The sequence below is a fragment of the Algibacter sp. L3A6 genome (assembly GCF_009796825.1).
Lineage (GTDB): Bacteria > Bacteroidota > Bacteroidia > Flavobacteriales > Flavobacteriaceae > Algibacter.
This window is the reverse complement of sequence record NZ_CP047030.1, coordinates 407,452-424,228: the sequence shown is the minus strand read 5'-3', so window position 1 is coordinate 424,228 and position 16,777 is coordinate 407,452. Positions and strand designations below refer to the sequence as shown.

Genomic DNA, 16,777 nt, shown 5'->3' with positions numbered 1-16,777 from the left:
TTAAAAGGTTTTAATTTAAAACCATGTTTCTAAGCTCTTTTATACAGTTTCTATTTCTTGTTTTAATCGTGCCAATAGGCATGTTCAATGTTTCGGAAGCTTCGGTTTGTGTGTAACCTTTAAAATAAAGAAGTTCTATAACTTCAATACATTTTTTAGCGAGTTTACCCACATAGTTTTTTATACCTATAGCATCCGTGGTATTATCTAGATTATCACTAGTTTCAAGTATATCTACGAAAAAAGAGGCATCAAGGTTTTGTTTTGTGTTTTTAAAACTTTTAGAGCGCGTTTTATCTATAGCCGCGTTTCTGGCAATGTTTAAAATCCAGGTGAAGAAACGACCTTTCTTACTCGAGTATGTGTCCGATTTATGCCAAGCTTTTACAAAAACATCTTGCATTATTTCTTCGGCAATATCGTTATTTCTAACAATGTTAAAAATAACGCCATGCATACTTTCGCTATACATGGCGTATAAACTTTCAAAAGCCTTTTCGTCTTTTTGTTTAAATTTTTCGACTAGAATATCTAAATCCATATATGGTTTTAAAAGTTGAGTGGTGTTTTGGGTAATGTTTAGTTTTCGCGTAAAAAAGTATTCACTTCAATAGCGACATCGTCCCAAGTTTTGCTAACACCATCTGGGCCTTTATGTAAATCGAAACATACTTTGTTTAACGATTCTAAAGCTCCTAATGCGTCCCATTCTTTTAAATCCATAACACCTGTCATTACTACACGACGTTCTTCTGTGATTTTAACCTCTAGAGGTAAATCGCTAGTAACACCGTTCATGGTAATCGCTGCAGAATAAGCACCATCTACATATTTAATTGTACCAGTTAATAACTCGGTGTCTAACATAGCTCCAAAAAATGAAGTTTTAATTTTAGCATCACGTGTGTTTGTTGCATCGTTAGTAAATACACTGCTTACTGGGATAGAAAAGCTTAAGTTGTTTAACGCTTCTTCTGGAGTTGCTCCAGCTTTTTCATCAAATCTTAAAACTTTAAATTCTCCACCAACAGGTTTTTTCTCTGTGGTTTTGTAAGCGGTCCATTTTACAGAAGTCGCTTCTGGCTTTACTACGTATTGTACAGCCGTTTCAGTTGTTACTGTTTCGGTTGTTGTGTTGTCTTTTTTTTCGTTTTTACAAGAGGCTAAACTTACAGCCATTGCTAAGAAAAGGATACTTATTTTTTTCATTTTATTATGCTTTTTTTATTTAGTCGAAAGTTAAGCCAATAATAAATGACATGCAAGATTTGGTATGATATATATCATATTTTTAGAACGGGAATTCTGCTAATTTTGAACTATAATTATTAGGTATGAACACATCATTAGTAGATAAATATAATATTTCTGGACCTCGATACACGAGCTATCCAACTGTTCCGTATTGGAATAATGAAACATTTTCGTTAAATCAATGGAAAGAATCATTAGTGCAATCTTTTAAAGAAAGTAACTCTAAAGAAGGAATTAGTCTATATATACATCTACCTTTTTGCGAAAGTTTATGCACCTTTTGTGGTTGTAATAAGCGTATTACAAAACAACACAGTGTAGAGTCGCCATATATAAATGCGGTTTTAAAAGAGTGGGATCTGTATTTAGAATTGTTTGATGAAAAACCGATAATTAAGGAATTACATTTAGGAGGAGGAACACCAACCTTTTTTAGTCCGGAGCATTTAAAAATATTAATAAATGGTATTTTAAATAGATCGGTTTTAGCCGATAATTATGAGTTTAGTTTTGAAGGTCACCCAAATAATACAACACGCGAGCATTTACAAGCACTTTTTGATGTTGGATTTAGACGCGTAAGTTACGGAGTGCAGGATTATAATGAAACGGTACAAAAAGCGATTCATCGTATTCAGCCCTTTGAAAATGTTAAACGTGCTACCGAAATAGCTAGAGAAGTGGGGTATACCTCTGTTGGTCACGATATTATTTTTGGTTTACCTTTTCAAACCATAGACCATGTAAAATCGACCATATTAAAAACAAAAGCATTATTGCCAGATCGATTGGCATTTTATAGCTACGCACATGTGCCATGGATAAAAGGAAATGGACAACGTGGTTTTAATGATAACGATTTACCAACACCAGAACTAAAAAGAAAACAATATGAGTTAGGTAAACAATTATTAGCAGAAGTAGGATATCATGAAATTGGTATGGATCATTTTGCATTAAAAACCGATAGCCTTTTTAAGTCTATGGAAAATGGAGATTTACACCGTAATTTTATGGGCTACACAGCCTCTAAAACACAAGCCATGATAGGTTTAGGTGTATCATCTATTAGTGATAGTTGGTACGGTTTTGCTCAAAACGTAAAAGGCTTAGAAAGCTATTACAATTTGTTGGAAGATAATATAATACCTGTTTATAGAGGTCATATTTTAAATGAAGAAGATTTGGTAATCAGGCAGCATATTCTTAATTTAATGTGTCGTTTTAAAACCAGTTGGACCAATGATGTACTTCGTTTTCCCGAATTGCCCGATACTTTAATTAGGTTAAAAGAAATGGAGCAAGATGGCTTATTAAAAATAGAAACAGATAGTATTGCCGTTACCGATAAAGGCCAACCATTTGTACGTAATATTTGTATGGCTTTCGATTTACTATTACAACGTAAACAGCCCGATACACAACTGTTTTCTATGACGGTTTAAAAAACCGCTACCAAATTAATTTAATATTTAGTAAGCTGTGATGGCTCTGAGATTTATAACAACTTAAAACCCAAGTAAAATGAAAAAAATTATTGTACCCGTCGATTTTTCAGAACATTCAGAATATGCTTTAAAAACAGCAGCAAAATTAGCAAAAAAACATGATGCTGAAGTGCTTGCATTGCATATGCTAGAAATGTCTACTGAAGCCCTTTCTGTCTCAGATGAACTTCTAGGACAAAAAGCAGTGTTTTTTATGAAATTAGCTGAAAAGAAGTTTAACGATTTCTTAGATAAAGATTATTTAGAAGGTGTTAAAATCACACCAATTATTAAGCATTTAAAAGTATTTAGTGAGGTTAACGATGTTGCTAAGCAACACGATGCAGATATTATAGTTATGGGCTCTCATGGCGCTAATGGCTTCGAAGAGATGTTTGTAGGTTCCAACACAGAACGTGTTGTACGTAGCTCAGAAATCCCTGTGCTTGTGGTTAAAAGCAATGTAGCCAATATTAATTTTGATGTTATTGCATTGGCTTGCGATTTCTCGGAAGAGTCTATAGGTTCATACCACCATACCATGGAAATGTTCCAAGATATTGTGTCTAAAATTTATTTAGTGCATGTTAATTTACCAAACGAAAAGTTTAGTAGCACAGCGCAATTAGAGAAAATGGCCGTTAACTTTTTTACAAAAGCTGATAAGCATTTAAGACGTTTAGAAAATGTACGTTATGTAAGCGACTATACTGTAGATGATGGTATTGTAAATTTCTCTAACAAAAACAACGTAGATTTAATTGTAATGCCAACCCATGGCAGAAAAGGTTTAGCTCGCTTTTTTAAAGGCAGCGTAGGGGAGGAAGTTGTAAACCATTCACCTATACCAGTATTAACATTAAAGATTTAATAGTATTTTTTTATTGTAATGGGGGTAATTTCGTCATTCTGATTAAACTCAGGGTGGCGAAATTATATTTTATAGCTATATCTAAAAATGGAAAATAAAACGTCTTAAATTTGGCAATCCATACTAGCTGAAACGGCATCCAAAACCGGAGCAGGAGAGAGGTAAGGAATCCCTAAGCCTAAACCACGAATAATAAATAGCACACCAATAATAACTACAAAAACAGGAATTGCTTTCTGTATTTTTTGGCGAGCGGCACCTTTTAAAAACTGCGAAAAATAAATAGCCGTCGTCATTAATGGTATGGTACCCAAACCAAAAACAGCCATGTATAGAGCTCCGTTTAATGCATTTCCGCTGGCAATAGACGCAAAAACAGCCATGTAAACTAAACCACAAGGTAAAAAACCATTTAAAAAACCAATGGTTAAAAAAGTATCCATTGTTTTTTTCTTCATAGCAGATCCTAAAGCCGATTTAACTTTAGAAATTAACTTGTAAACTGGTTTAGAGAAGTTGTATTTGTTAAATGTTCTCTGCGGAATTAAAACCACTAGAATCATTAAAATCCCAATAAAAATAGAGAGTTGTTGCTGGAACCCAAATAAGTATAAGCTTTTACCTATTAAGCCAAAAACAAGACCAATAACGCTATAAGCTAGTAGTTTTCCGAGGTGATAAACACCAATTTGTAATGCTTTTTTTAATGCATTATTTCGATCTACGGGCAGCATAAATGCAATGGGACCACACATGCCCACACAATGAAAACTACCTAAAAGGCCGAGTATAAATGCTGAGAAAAGCATGTTAATAAATTATAGATTCCTTAAATAAGTAAGAATTCCCCCTATATTGCCAGTCAATTTTAATGTTCCAACGACCATCTACCAAGCGTTTGTCAGGTATGAGCAAAGTAGAATCAGACAGTGAAACAATAGCAGTCTCAAAGTCTAGTTGTTTGTTAGATGGTCTATATAGGAACACTTTTCCTGTAATTTCTTTATAATCAAAACCCTTTGGGAATACCACTTTTAAGCCATCATTAGTGCGCAAGTAAGCAACGTTTACCGTTAATTCTTCCGATTTTTCAAGCTTATCGATGTCTTTTTGGTACAATAATTCTGCACCATAATAATCTTCAGTAACCAATTCGTTTTTAAACCTATTGTCCGCAAACATGGTTACAACAAAGTACATTATAAAAGCTATAAAGCCTATAAATGCAAGTACTACGCCAGTTCCCCAATTAAATTTCATCTCAATTATATTTTTTTAATTTCCGCGAAAGCGAAAACCTCATCATTACTAATTTTATATTTAGGGCATTACCCTGCGGGTCGGGCTATCACTACTCGCTCCCTTCCTTTGGTCGGGGAGCTTAAACATGCCGTTCTATCCCTAATGCAACTATGTGCTAAATTCCTTTTTAGTTTTTAGCAATAGGTTTATTTAAAACTACGCGGCCCTAAAAAGTTGGCTGTTGTTGTTTCAATTAATTTATCGCCAGAGTAAACTCCAATTTTAATTTTATTTCTATCTCCAGTTAATGCCGAATTATTTATTTCAACAAACAAAGTACCTTTCGATATTTCTTGCTTTGGCACTATAAAATGATCGTTTGTAGCAACCAATTTTAATTCCCCTTTATGCGACAGTAGTTTAAAGCTTACGCTCTCAATATCTTTAGATGTTTTGTTTACCAGCTTATAGGTAAACACATTACTAATAATGTTGTTTTCCTTGTGTTCGTAAAGTTGGCCTGGTAATCTCAAAATTGTCGCTTCAACATCGTTTCGTAAAAAAAGCATACCAACAAGTAAGCCGGTTAATATGGCTAATACTGCTATGTAACCTTTAATTCTTGGTGTTAATTTAAACGGTGTTTTCTTCTCTATATTTTCTTCGCTGGTATATCTAATTAAACCTTTTGGAAGGTTAATGCTTTCCATAATATGGTCGCACTCATCAATACAAGCTGTACAGTTCACGCACTCTAATTGTGTACCGTTTCTAATGTCTATACCTGTCGGGCACACATTAACACATTGCATACAATCTATACAGTCTCCATGGCCTAAAGCCTCGCGGTCTTCAGTTTTTCTGAATTTTTTTCTGCCATTTTCTGCCTCACCACGTTTATGGTCGTAGGCCACAACAATAGATTTGGTGTCTAAAAGTACACCTTGTAATCTACCGTAGGGACAGGCAATAATACAAACCTGTTCTCTAAACCAAGCAAAGACAAAATAGAATACTGCTGTAAATATGGTTAGAGATATAAGGGTGCTTAAATGCTCTGTCGGACCATCAATAATGTAAGATATTAACTTGTCGCTTCCTATTAAATAAGCCAAAAACACATTGGCGATTATAAAGGAAATCAGTATAAAAATTACCGTTTTTAATGTTTTCTTTCTAATCTTTTCGGCATTCCAAGGTTGTTTTGCCAAACGCATTTGTTTACCACGATCGCCTTCAATCCAATATTCAATACGTCTAAACACCATTTCCATAAAAATGGTTTGCGGACAAATCCATCCGCAGAAAATACGTCCGAATGCTACCGTAAATAAGGCAACAAACACAACACCAATAATCATCGATATTACAAATAGATGAAAATCTTGTGGCCAAAACGGGAAGCCAAAAATGTTAAAACGCCTCTCTAAAATGTTAAACATTAAAAACTGGTTGCCATTAATTTTAATAAATGGCGCCAATAATAAAAATGCTAATAGAGCATAGCTTACATATTTACGGTATTTGTAAAACTTGCCACTAGGTTTTTTAGGAAATACCCAAGCGCGTTTACCGTCTTCGGTAACCGTACCAATGGAATCTCTAAATGTTTCGTTGTCTGGCGTTTCCACAATGTTTGGTGTTAAATAGACCTGCTAGTTAGTTTTACTACCAGGTCTTGGATATATTAAGTTAGTTGTGTGCTTAGTTTACTTCTGCAGCGGCATCACCTTCTGGAGTCCAAATATCGCCTTGTGGCTCTTTTGGGTTTGCAGGTGTTGTACCTTGAAGACTTAAAACGTAACTAGAAACCTGTGCAATTTGTGCTGGTTTAAGTTGTGCTTTCCAGGCAATCATTCCTTTTCCAGAACGTCCACCTTCAGAAACTGTTTTAAATACGTGTTTAATATCACCACCTAAAATCCAGTTTTTATCGGTTAAGTTTGGTCCAATTCCACCACCACCGTCAGCCATATGGCAAGCCACACAGTTGCTTTCGAAAATGGTTTTTCCTGCCTTTAGATCCGATGCTTCAGTTAATAGAGTTACCGTATTAAAATCGACTAAATCTTTTGCTGTTTTTTTGTATTCTTCAATAGCTATTCTTGCTTCTGCTAGTTCAGTTTCTAATTCATCAATTTGATTATCTCCATTAAAAACTTCGTATTTCAACATGTAACCAATAGCAAAAATGATTGAAATATAAAAGGCGTATACCCACCATGGTGGTAAATTATTATCTAGTTCTTTTATGCCATCATAATTATGATCTAAAACAATTTCAGCTTCTTGTTCAATTGGTTTCTGACCTAATAATTTAATGTAGGTTTCTTTAATCCAAGTGAATTTATAGCCCAATTCTTTTTCAGCTAAAAAACGAGCTTTAGCTTCTGCATCTAATTTATGAAGCATAACATTTTCTAATGCTCCAATAACACCTTCAATAGCAATTAAAATTAGCAGCACTAAAATTAAAAATAATTGAACGGCAGTGTACTCCATAAAAGCGGGCTTTTCGCCAGAATCTACAAAGTATTCTGTTGCTGCGAAAATTATTAAAAAGGCTACGGGAATTCGTATCCAAGATGGAATTAGTTTTCTCATAATGTATCGTCGTTTTGAGTTTCTAAAGGCAGGTTGCTAACGTTTTGTATATAGTCTTTTTTCGCAGTAATTACCCACCAAAAAAGTAGTACAAAAAAAGTAAAGAATATCACTAACGACATTATTGGATAAATCTCGATGCCGTCAATACTCTCCATGTGGTATTTTACAAATTTCAACATGATTTTATATTGTTTTGGTGGTTATTATTTTTGTTCTGGTTTAACATGGATATCGGTACCTAATCGCTGTAAATAAGCAATAAGTGCAACAATTTCTCTGTTTTTCATTTCTATAAATGGCTCTCCGTTTTCGGCTGCATATTTTTTATCAGCTTCATAAGTTTTTGCAAAATCTGGATCTTGATATAGGTTTTGTTCAATTTGCCCACCTTGCTCTAACATAGCTTGTTGTGCATTATCAATTTCTTCTTGCGTGTATGGTACGCCTAAAGTTACCATAGCTTCCATTTTTGTTTCGGTTAACGATTTATCTAACTCACTACCTTCGCCAGTAATTAACCAAGGGTATCTTGGCATGATAGAACCCGATGAGGTACTTTGTGGGTCGTACATGTGGTTAAAGTGCCAGTTATCTGAATATTTAGCACCAATTCTATGTAAATCTGGTCCGGTACGTTTAGATCCCCAAAGGAATGGATGATCGTAAACAAATTCTCCAGCTTTAGAGTATTCTCCATAACGTTCAACTTCGTGTCTAAACGGACGAATCATTTGTGTGTGGCAGCCTACGCAGCCTTCACGTATATAAATATCTCGACCTTCTAACTCCAGTGGTGTATATGGTTTTACTGTAGAAATAGTTGGTATATTAGATTTTACCATAATGGTTGGTACAATTTGAATAATACCTCCAATTAATATGGCAATAGTTGCTAAAATGGTTAGTTGTATTGGTTTGCGTTCTAACCAAGTGTGCCATCCTTCGTTGGCAGTACGTTTTTTAGAAACGCGCTCTAAAGCTGGTGCTTCGGCTAATTCATCTTGAACTGTGCTACCTTGTCTAATCGTCATAATCACGTTATAAACTAAGATAAACATACCGATAATATATAAACTACCTCCAATAGCACGCATTAAGTACATTGGCATAATTTCAGTCACAGTTTCTAAGAAGTTACCGTAAACTAAAGTACCATCTGGATTAAATTGTTGCCACATAGAATACTGAGTAAAACCAGCAACATATAATGGTAAAGCATACATAATGATACCTAAAGTTCCTACCCAAAAGTGTAAGTTGGTTAAACCTGTAGAGTACATTTTTGTTTTAAATAATTTTGGTATTAAATAGTAGATAATACCAAAGGCCATAAACCCGTTCCAAGCTAATGCACCAACGTGTACGTGAGCAATAATCCAATCGGTAAAATGCGCTACGGCATTTACACTTTTAAGTGAAAGCATTGGGCCTTCAAACGTAGCCATACCATAACCGGTAATAGCAACAACCATGAATTTTAAAACAGGATCGGTACGTACTTTATCCCAAGCACCACGAAGTGTTAATAATCCATTAATCATACCACCCCAAGACGGCATTAATAACATTACTGAGAATGCAACACCTAAATTTTGTGCCCATTCTGGTAAAGCCGTGTATAGTAAGTGGTGAGGTCCAGCCCAGATATAAATAAATATAAGAGACCAAAAGTGTACAATCGATAATCTATATGAGTATACAGGTCTGTTGGCTGCTTTAGGAACAAAATAATACATAAGTCCTAAAAACGGTGTTGTTAAAAAGAAAGCAACCGCATTATGGCCGTACCACCATTGTACTAAGGCATCTTGAACACCCGCGTAAACAGAGTAACTTTTCATGCCACTTACAGGAAGTTCTAGACTGTTAAAGATATGTAGTACTGCAACAGTTACAAACGTGGCTAAGTAAAACCAAATGGCTACATATAAGTGACGTTGTCTACGTTTTAAAATAGTCCAAATCATGTTAATACCAAAAACAACCCAAATAACTGCAATAGCAATATCTATAGGCCATTCTAATTCGGCATACTCTTTAGAAGATGTATAACCTAATGGTAATGAAATAGCTGCTGCAACAATAATAAGTTGCCAACCCCAAAAGTTAATGTTACTTAACAGGTCGCTTGCCATTCTCGCTTTTAATAAACGCTGTAGCGAGTAATAAATACCAGCAAACATGGCGTTACCAACAAAAGCAAAAATTACAGCATTGGTGTGTAATGGTCTTAAGCGTCCAAAACTTAACCATGCAATTCCATCGGTTAAGTTGGGGAACAAAAACATAAAAGCAAGTAGTAAACCTACCGACATACCCACAACACCAAAAACGATGGTGGCGTAAATAAATTTTGTAACGATTTTATTATCGTACTTAAACTGTTGCATTTCCATAAATTAAAATGTTAATCGTTTTTAGTTAAAATTGTTTTTTCGGTTTTTTCTTTAACCAGTTCGTCTTCAAAAAGCATACGAACAGACGGCGTATAGCTATCATCAAACTGCCCATTACGAACAGCAATAATAAACGCCACAAAAAAGCCAATAGCAACAATAATGCTAATAGTTAGTAAAATATATATAACACTCATACCTAATTGAAGTTATGGATCAAAAGTACTTTGATAGCTATCGTTAAAACATGACATTTGTCATGTTTTAACGATTTTGATCCTATTTTGATTCAATAAAAATAAACTTTTTTCTAATTGTTTTATATTCTTACAGTTGGTTTTTTTTCTTTTGCAATTTTCGACCTAAAAGATTTGTGCTAACGGTTGTAAATATCACAATGCTAATAGAACTTAAAGGCATTAAAATAGCAGCAATAACGGGGGCTAATTGACCTGTTACGGCAAAATATAACCCAATACTGTTATAGAAAAAGGATAATAGAAAACTCCATTTTATAATTTTGATAGCCGATTTTGATGCTTTAATAAAATCATGCAATTGATTAAATTTTGAAGCATCGAGAATAGCATCACATGCTGGAGAAAATATGTTTACATTTTCTGATATGGCGATACCAACATTACTTTGTGCTAAGGCGCCAGCATCATTTAGTCCATCGCCTATCATTAAAACCTTTGCTCCAGATTTTTGATGATGTTTAATGTACTCTAGTTTATCTTCTGGTTTCTGGTTAAAAAACAGTTTCGTTTTTGCAGGCAATAGTTTAGTTAGGTTTTCTTGCTCACCAGCATTATCTCCTGAAAGGATTACTAAATCGTAATGTTTTTTTAATTTATTAAATAGTTTAGAAAGTCCTTTTCTGTATTTGTTGTAGAAAGTAAATCGTCCTTTATACTCGCTATTGGTGCTTACGTAAACAGCAGTGTTTAAAGTAGCCGTTTCTGCGGTGTAACCCACAAAAGGTGCAGAACCAATTTTAATAGTGTCTTGGTTATGTTTGGCTTCTATACCTTTACCAATATGTTCTTCGTAAGTATCTAGAGTAACAATATTGTGTTGATCTAAAAGCGAGTATAGCGATCTGCTTAATGGATGATTGGAGTTTCTTAAAGTGCTTCTAAGTAAAGATTCTTCATTGCCAGAAAGATTAGAGCCTTCGTACATTACAGAAGTTTCTTTATTCGCAGTAATGGTTCCGGTTTTATCGAAAATAATAGTGTTAATAGCTGCTAATTGTTCGATAACGGAAGCGTTTTTTGCATAGAACTTCAGTTTTCCGAAAATACGAAGTAAATTTCCGAAGGTAAAAGGAGCAGCCAATGCAATCGCACACGGACAAGCGATTATTAAAACAGCTGTAAAAACATTTAATGCTTTAGATGAATCCACAAAAAGCCAATATCCCGTAGCGATAAATGCAATGCTTAAAACAGCAATTGTGAATTTTTTACTAATAGCATTGGTTAATGTGGTAAAACCATCCTCTTTGTTTTTATTAAAAACATCGTTACTCCAAAGCTGGGTTAAATAACTTTGCTCTACGGTTTTTAATACATCTACTTCAATGCTGCCATTTAGTTGTTTTCCTCCTGCAAATAATTTATCGCCCGATCTTTTAGAAACAGCTTCAGATTCGCCTGTAACAAAACTATAATCAATACGTGCTTTTCCGTTAATTAATATACAGTCTACAGGAATTAACTCTTCATTCCTAATCAGTAATCTATCACCTTTTACAATATCGTAAACCTGAACAGATTCTTCTTTACCATCATTATACAATTTAGTGATTCCGATAGGGAAATACGATTTGTAATCTCTTTCAAAAGATAAAAAGTTGTATGTTTTCTGCTGAAAAAATTTACCAAGTAATAAGAAAAAGATAAGGCCAGTTAAACTATCGAAAAAACCTGTGCCTAAATCCAGGATAATTTCCGCAGTGCTTCTTACAAACAAAACCACAACACCTAAAGAAATAGGAACATCGATATTTAAAATTTTAGATCGTAAACCTTTATATGCTGAAATAAAATAATCTTGAGCTGAGTAAAAAACAACAGGAAGTGAGAACGAAAACATAAGCCATCTAAACACGGGAGCGTAAGTTTCAATCCAAAAACCAGTAACCTGAAAATATTCGGGAAAGGATAAAAACATCACGTTTCCGAAGGCAAAACCAGCAACACCTAGTTTATAAATAAGCGATCGGTCTACATTTTTTTTACCAACGCTATAATCGTCTAAACTAATAAAAGGCTCGTAACCAATGCTGCCTAAAAGTTTAACCAATTGCTTTATGGTAATGTTATTACAATTGTAAGTTACACGTACTGTTTTTTTACCAAAATTTACAATTGATGCACTTATAGCAGGGTTTAGTTTATTTAAATTTTCTAAAATCCAAATGCAAGAGCTGCAGTGAATATGAGGTATGTATAAGGTTGCAATTTGTGTTGTATCGTCGTTAAAATCTAATATGCTTTCAACAATTTTAGCATTGTCTAGAAAGTTGTATTTGCCTTCAATATCGCTAGGTTTGGCACCAGCAGATGCTTGTAAGTCGTAATAACACGTTAAATCGTTTACAGAGAAAATCTCGTATACGGTTTTACAGCCGTTACAACAAAACGGTTTATCATCAAATGTAATTTCAGCCGCAGACGCGTCTAAACCACAGTGAAAACATGGGGTTTTACTCATTTCTATTTGCTCATTTATACCTATTGCAAAATTCAGAAATCAACCGTATTTTAAATATGATATTAATCATGTTTTTGCTATTTTTACAAAGTACAAAATTTTACTACAAGGAAATTCTGACAGTATGAAATTAAGATAATTAGCTTAATTCTGTGTTTATCACTATTTCTGTTTTCGTGTTTCATGTAAGGTTTCAAAATCAATTTCAATAATGTTTCAGAATAGTGATCGAATTTTTAATGTGCTTTTTGAAGCTGTTTCAGAAGGTGTTATTGTTGTCGATAAAAATCAAAAAATTGTTGCAACCAACAAGTCTTCCGAGAGTATGTTTGGTTATACCAAAGAAGGATTATTAAATCAAGACTTAAATATTCTAATCCCTAAAACCTATCATGCCAATCATGGTGCTCATTTTGATGGCTTTATGAAGAATAAAGAAAGCCGTAAAATGGGGCGCGGTAGAGATTTGTATGGCGCTCATAAAGATGGTTCTACATTCCCCGTTGAAGCTGGATTAAATCCGTTAGAAATTGAAGGAGAAACGTTTATAATGACGTTGGTTATCGATATTTCTATACGTAAACAACAAGAACTTGAGTTACTAGAATTAAATAATGAATTAGAGAGAAAAGTTAACGAGCGTACCACAGAATTGAGTAGTACGGTTGAAAAACTAAAAGTTGTTAATGGTGAGCGGGATGAAGAAATAAAGAAACGTATTGATGCCCAAAATAAAATAAGTAATGCGCTTAAAAAAGAAAAAGAGCTTAATGAGTTGAAAACTAAATTCTTATCTTTAGTTTCTCATGAGTTTAAAACGCCTTTAAGTGGTATTTTAACATCGTCTATGTTGTTGAGTAAGTACAAATTAACAGAACAGCAGGAAAGACGCGATAAGCATATAAAAACAATTTCCGATAAGGTACATTACCTAAATAATATATTGAACGATTTTCTATCTATTGAAAAATTAGAGACTGGAAAAATGAATTATAAGTTAACTACATTTAAATTGAGTAAAGTAGTTAACGAAGTGGTTTACAATGCAAATATGCTTTTAAAAGATGGACAGAAAATTAATTACCCTGAGAATATCGATGAGTATTCAATGCATCAGGATGAGAAAATTTTGGAATTAGCATTATCTAACTTAGTGCATAACGCTATTAAGTATTCTTCGGAAAATACTATTGTCGATATCATGATTAAGCAAGATGATACCCATACTACATTCGATATAAAAGATAACGGTATTGGGATTCCGGAAAAAGATCAAAAAAGTATATTTAATCGCTATTTTAGAGCTGAAAATGCCTTGCTTGAACAAGGAACTGGTATTGGATTAAATATCGTGAAAAGCCATTTAGAAAACTTAGGCGGTACTATTAGTTTTAAAAGTGAAGAAAATAAAGGAAGTATATTTACAATTATAATAAAAAATAAAGCAGAATAATGAATAAAGTATTATTGATAGAAGATGATGTTGTTTTAAGAGAAAACACAGCAGAATTATTAGAACTGTCTAACTATAATATGATGACTGCTCGAAACGGGAAATTAGGGGTAGAATTGGCTATTGCAAATTTACCGGATATAATTGTATGCGATATCATGATGCCAGAACTCGATGGTTATGGTGTTTTAGAAGCGCTATCTAAAAACGAAACGACTAAGCATATTCCTTTTATATTTTTATCTGCAAAAACGGAACGTAGAGATGTGCGAAAAGGGATGGATTTGGGTGCCGACGATTATATTACCAAACCCTTTGAAGAAGACGAACTTATTAGTGCTATAGAAAGTAGATTGGCCAAAGCGGCTATTCTTAAAGATATAAACGATAAGAAGGAAGAAGCGGAAACTGATGAGTCTAATATTAGAACGCTTAATGATTTAAAAAACTTTTTTGATGATAATGGTGAAATAACAAAGTACGCAAAAGGCGATATTATTTATGAAGAAGGACAACACTCAAACTATATTTATTTAATAGCTAAAGGTTTAGTGAAGTCTCATAAGTTTGATGAAAAAGGGAAAGATTTAACAACTGCTTTGTATAAAGAAGACGATTTGTTTGGTTACACATCTTTTGTGCAAAATACAACCTACGAGGAATCTACAACCGCTATAAAAGAAACCACCTTAATTGGTGTTACAAAAAGCGCTTTAAAAGAGGTGCTTAATAACAACCACCAAGTTACCTTAGAATTAATACAATTACTAACAGAAAACCTAACCGATGTAAAAGATCATTTACTGCAAATGGCATACAGTTCGGTTAAAAAAAGAACAGCAAATACCATCTTACAATTTGCTGAAAAATTAAATAGAAACCCACAAGACACTATTAGAATTTCGCGTAACGATTTGGCCAGTGTTGCTGGTATTGCGACCGAAAGTTTAATTAGAACCTTATCTAGTTTCAAAGACAGCGGTATTATTGAAATTGAAGGTAGAAATATCAAAATTTTAGATTTAGATAAACTGCAACAAGTACGTTAAAATATCCTAAATATGGCGTGTTCATGATATTGGTCATATTTCCTTAAACATCCTGCCTTTATTTTTGTTCTCTAGAAGAAGATAGGCATGAAGAATATTTTAATACCCACAGATTTTTCTGAAAACGCTTGGAATGCCATAGAGTATGCGTTGCGTTTTTTTAGTAAGTCGTCGTGTAATTTTTACATATTGCACGTAAACACTTCCGAGGTTTCCAGATTTCAGGAACAAGTATCAGCAAATGACGATACCATAGTTTCTAGTGTCGTAAAAAGTCCGTCAAAAAAACTGCTACAACAAACCATAAAACGTATTATAAAAAGTCCTTATTTTAGTGATAAACACCGTTTTTATCCGGTTATGGATAATAACTATATTCTTAATTCTATTAGAAACCAGGTTACAGAAAAAAAGATTGATTTTATAGTCATGGGTACACGTGGCGCGTCTGGTTTAAAAAATTTAGCCGTTGGCAGTAACACCGGGAATGTAATTACAAAAGTAAAATGTACCACATTGGTTGTGCCCGAAAATGCAAAGTACGTTAGTCCAAAAGAAATTGCCTTTCCTACCGATTTTTCATTTTTCTATCATGTGGAAACCTTACAGCCTATGGCTGATATTATTGAGGCAAACCAAGCCGCGGTTAGAGCGCTTCATATCAATAAAAAAAGTACAGATCTAAATGAAGATCAACAAAAAAACAAAGAATTTTTAGACGATTATTTTAATAGTCACGAGCATACGTTTCATTTTTTAACAGATAATCATATAGAAGATGCTGTTCAGAATTTTGTTGAACATAAACAGATTAATTTAATTGCCATGATGGCTAAGAATTTAAATTATTTTCAAAAAATTCTATTTCATCCCACAACACCCAAAAAGCGCTATTATACCGATGTCCCTTTTTTAGTTTTACATTAAAATGGGGTTTTCATTCAAAATTATTTTAAAAGTAAAAACATCAAGATAGGTATGGGGAAGTGTGAACAATGTATAATAAAACAATTTAATTCAATGAAGTCTTTAACTAAAGATGAATTAATTCGTATTTCAGGCTGTAAAACTTCTAGAATCATTAAAAAGGGAGAAGTTATTTTCGAAGAAGGAGAAAATATTAACGGAGTCTATTGTATTAAAGATGGTATTTGTAAATTATCTAAACTAAGTGAAAACGGAAAAGATCAAATAGTGAAAATGGTTGTAAAAGGCCAATTGTTAGGGCAACGCTCACTAATAACTGAAGAAGTTTCTAACCTACAAGCTGTAGCGCTAAACGATATGGAAGTGTGTTTTATTCCTCGTGGAGAGATTATGGCAGACCTTCAAAACAATCTTAAATTCTCTTTTGATGTGCTTAAAGTTATGGCTAGAGATTTGCGAGAGTCCGATGATATTATTGTCAACATGGCTCAAAAAACAGTGCGTAAAAGACTGGCAGATGTGTTAATTTATCTACATAGTAATTTTGGTGAAAATACAGATGGTACATTAAGTATTTTGTTATCGCGAGAAGATTACGCTAATATTGTGGGCACTGCCACAGAATCTGCTATTCGTATTATTTCTCAACTAAAAAAAGAAAACCTTATTTCTACTAAAGGCAAGTATATTAAAATCGAAGATTTGGCGGGTTTAAAACGTGTAGAATAACATAGTATAACCGAACTCATTCTGCCCATAGATAATTCCGA

Annotated in this window: 16 protein-coding genes; 6 read left to right on the top strand and 10 right to left on the bottom strand. The window is 33.7% G+C overall.

Annotated features, from left to right (window positions below):
- Positions 1-10: 10 nt before the first annotated feature.
- Entirely contained in the window at positions 11-541 is a 531-nt protein-coding gene (locus tag GQR98_RS01795; protein WP_042500139.1) for an RNA polymerase sigma factor, read from the bottom strand.
- Positions 542-579: 38 nt separating this feature from the next.
- The gene (locus GQR98_RS01790) at positions 580-1,209 is read right to left on the bottom strand and encodes a YceI family protein (RefSeq protein WP_159018023.1); all 630 of its coding nucleotides are present in this window, start codon (positions 1,207-1,209) and stop codon (positions 580-582) included.
- 125 nt (positions 1,210-1,334) lie between these two features.
- On the opposite strand from GQR98_RS01790, the gene hemN reads away from it, so the two are divergent.
- Both hemN and GQR98_RS01780 read left to right on the top strand, forming a co-directional pair.
- Positions 1,335-2,699: an oxygen-independent coproporphyrinogen III oxidase gene (gene hemN, locus GQR98_RS01785; protein ID WP_159018022.1), complete on the top strand. Its 1,365-nt coding sequence runs from the start codon at positions 1,335-1,337 to the stop codon at positions 2,697-2,699.
- Positions 2,700-2,778: 79 nt separating this feature from the next.
- Positions 2,779-3,612, top strand: coding sequence for a universal stress protein (locus GQR98_RS01780; protein WP_159018021.1), 834 nt, complete (start codon positions 2,779-2,781; stop codon positions 3,610-3,612).
- Positions 3,613-3,716: 104 nt separating this feature from the next.
- On the opposite strand, the gene GQR98_RS01775 is transcribed toward GQR98_RS01780, so the two are convergent.
- From GQR98_RS01775 to GQR98_RS01740, 8 genes are all read right to left on the bottom strand, one after another.
- Positions 3,717-4,421, bottom strand: coding sequence for a sulfite exporter TauE/SafE family protein (locus GQR98_RS01775; protein ID WP_159018020.1), 705 nt, complete (start codon positions 4,419-4,421; stop codon positions 3,717-3,719).
- 1 nt (position 4,422) lies between these two features.
- Positions 4,423-4,872, bottom strand: coding sequence for a FixH family protein (locus GQR98_RS01770; protein WP_159018019.1), 450 nt, complete (start codon positions 4,870-4,872; stop codon positions 4,423-4,425).
- 188 nt (positions 4,873-5,060) lie between these two features.
- Entirely contained in the window at positions 5,061-6,485 is a 1,425-nt protein-coding gene (gene ccoG / locus GQR98_RS01765) for a cytochrome c oxidase accessory protein CcoG (protein ID WP_159018018.1), read from the bottom strand.
- A 73-nt stretch (positions 6,486-6,558) separates the two neighbouring features.
- Positions 6,559-7,458 carry a cbb3-type cytochrome c oxidase N-terminal domain-containing protein gene (locus GQR98_RS01760; protein ID WP_159018017.1) on the bottom strand — a complete coding sequence of 300 codons (900 nt, stop codon included), beginning with the start codon at positions 7,456-7,458 and terminating at the stop codon, positions 6,559-6,561.
- Positions 7,455-7,640, bottom strand: coding sequence for a CcoQ/FixQ family Cbb3-type cytochrome c oxidase assembly chaperone (locus GQR98_RS01755; protein ID WP_159018016.1), 186 nt, complete (start codon positions 7,638-7,640; stop codon positions 7,455-7,457). The genes GQR98_RS01760 and GQR98_RS01755 overlap by 4 nt, the downstream gene beginning before the upstream one ends.
- A 24-nt stretch (positions 7,641-7,664) precedes the next feature.
- Positions 7,665-9,857: a cytochrome-c oxidase, cbb3-type subunit I gene (gene ccoN, locus GQR98_RS01750; RefSeq protein ID WP_159018015.1), complete on the bottom strand. Its 2,193-nt coding sequence runs from the start codon at positions 9,855-9,857 to the stop codon at positions 7,665-7,667.
- A gap of 11 nt (positions 9,858-9,868) precedes the next feature.
- Positions 9,869-10,054 carry a cbb3-type cytochrome oxidase assembly protein CcoS gene (gene ccoS, locus GQR98_RS01745; protein WP_042500155.1) on the bottom strand — a complete coding sequence of 62 codons (186 nt, stop codon included), beginning with the start codon at positions 10,052-10,054 and terminating at the stop codon, positions 9,869-9,871.
- Between the two features lie 130 nt (positions 10,055-10,184).
- A complete protein-coding gene (locus tag GQR98_RS01740; RefSeq protein ID WP_159018014.1) occupies positions 10,185-12,578 on the bottom strand; it encodes a heavy metal translocating P-type ATPase in 2,394 nt (797 codons plus the stop codon).
- 211 nt (positions 12,579-12,789) lie between these two features.
- Between GQR98_RS01740 and GQR98_RS01735 the strand changes: the two genes are divergently transcribed.
- From GQR98_RS01735 to GQR98_RS01720, 4 genes are all read left to right on the top strand, one after another.
- Positions 12,790-14,031 (top strand): PAS domain-containing sensor histidine kinase, encoded by a 1,242-nt coding sequence (locus tag GQR98_RS01735; RefSeq protein WP_159018013.1) that lies wholly within the window; start codon positions 12,790-12,792, stop codon positions 14,029-14,031.
- A complete protein-coding gene (locus GQR98_RS01730; RefSeq protein ID WP_159018012.1) occupies positions 14,031-15,080 on the top strand; it encodes a response regulator in 1,050 nt (349 codons plus the stop codon). The genes GQR98_RS01735 and GQR98_RS01730 overlap by 1 nt, the downstream gene beginning before the upstream one ends.
- An 87-nt stretch (positions 15,081-15,167) precedes the next feature.
- Positions 15,168-16,007 (top strand): universal stress protein, encoded by an 840-nt coding sequence (locus GQR98_RS01725; protein WP_159018011.1) that lies wholly within the window; start codon positions 15,168-15,170, stop codon positions 16,005-16,007.
- A 51-nt stretch (positions 16,008-16,058) separates the two neighbouring features.
- Positions 16,059-16,736 (top strand): Crp/Fnr family transcriptional regulator, encoded by a 678-nt coding sequence (locus GQR98_RS01720; RefSeq protein WP_159018010.1) that lies wholly within the window; start codon positions 16,059-16,061, stop codon positions 16,734-16,736.
- Positions 16,737-16,777: the final 41 nt, after the last annotated feature.

What these genes read in the sequence shown, in the direction of transcription:
- GQR98_RS01770 (WP_159018019.1), bottom strand. Translation starts at nt 4,872, where the DNA reads ATGAAATTTAATTGGGGAACTGGCGTAGTACTTGCATTTATAGGCTTT.
- GQR98_RS01720 (WP_159018010.1), top strand. Translation starts at nt 16,059, where the DNA reads ATGGGGAAGTGTGAACAATGTATAATAAAACAATTTAATTCAATGAAG.
- GQR98_RS01795 (WP_042500139.1), bottom strand. Translation starts at nt 541, where the DNA reads ATGGATTTAGATATTCTAGTCGAAAAATTTAAACAAAAAGACGAAAAG.
- GQR98_RS01740 (WP_159018014.1), bottom strand. Translation starts at nt 12,578, where the DNA reads ATGAGTAAAACCCCATGTTTTCACTGTGGTTTAGACGCGTCTGCGGCT.
- ccoS (WP_042500155.1), bottom strand. Translation starts at nt 10,054, where the DNA reads ATGAGTGTTATATATATTTTACTAACTATTAGCATTATTGTTGCTATT.
- hemN (WP_159018022.1), top strand. Translation starts at nt 1,335, where the DNA reads ATGAACACATCATTAGTAGATAAATATAATATTTCTGGACCTCGATAC.
- GQR98_RS01775 (WP_159018020.1), bottom strand. Translation starts at nt 4,421, where the DNA reads ATGCTTTTCTCAGCATTTATACTCGGCCTTTTAGGTAGTTTTCATTGT.
- ccoN (WP_159018015.1), bottom strand. Translation starts at nt 9,857, where the DNA reads ATGGAAATGCAACAGTTTAAGTACGATAATAAAATCGTTACAAAATTT.
- GQR98_RS01760 (WP_159018017.1), bottom strand. Translation starts at nt 7,458, where the DNA reads ATGAGAAAACTAATTCCATCTTGGATACGAATTCCCGTAGCCTTTTTA.
- GQR98_RS01780 (WP_159018021.1), top strand. Translation starts at nt 2,779, where the DNA reads ATGAAAAAAATTATTGTACCCGTCGATTTTTCAGAACATTCAGAATAT.
- GQR98_RS01755 (WP_159018016.1), bottom strand. Translation starts at nt 7,640, where the DNA reads ATGTTGAAATTTGTAAAATACCACATGGAGAGTATTGACGGCATCGAG.
- GQR98_RS01725 (WP_159018011.1), top strand. Translation starts at nt 15,168, where the DNA reads ATGAAGAATATTTTAATACCCACAGATTTTTCTGAAAACGCTTGGAAT.
- GQR98_RS01735 (WP_159018013.1), top strand. Translation starts at nt 12,790, where the DNA reads ATGTTTCAGAATAGTGATCGAATTTTTAATGTGCTTTTTGAAGCTGTT.
- GQR98_RS01790 (WP_159018023.1), bottom strand. Translation starts at nt 1,209, where the DNA reads ATGAAAAAAATAAGTATCCTTTTCTTAGCAATGGCTGTAAGTTTAGCC.
- GQR98_RS01730 (WP_159018012.1), top strand. Translation starts at nt 14,031, where the DNA reads ATGAATAAAGTATTATTGATAGAAGATGATGTTGTTTTAAGAGAAAAC.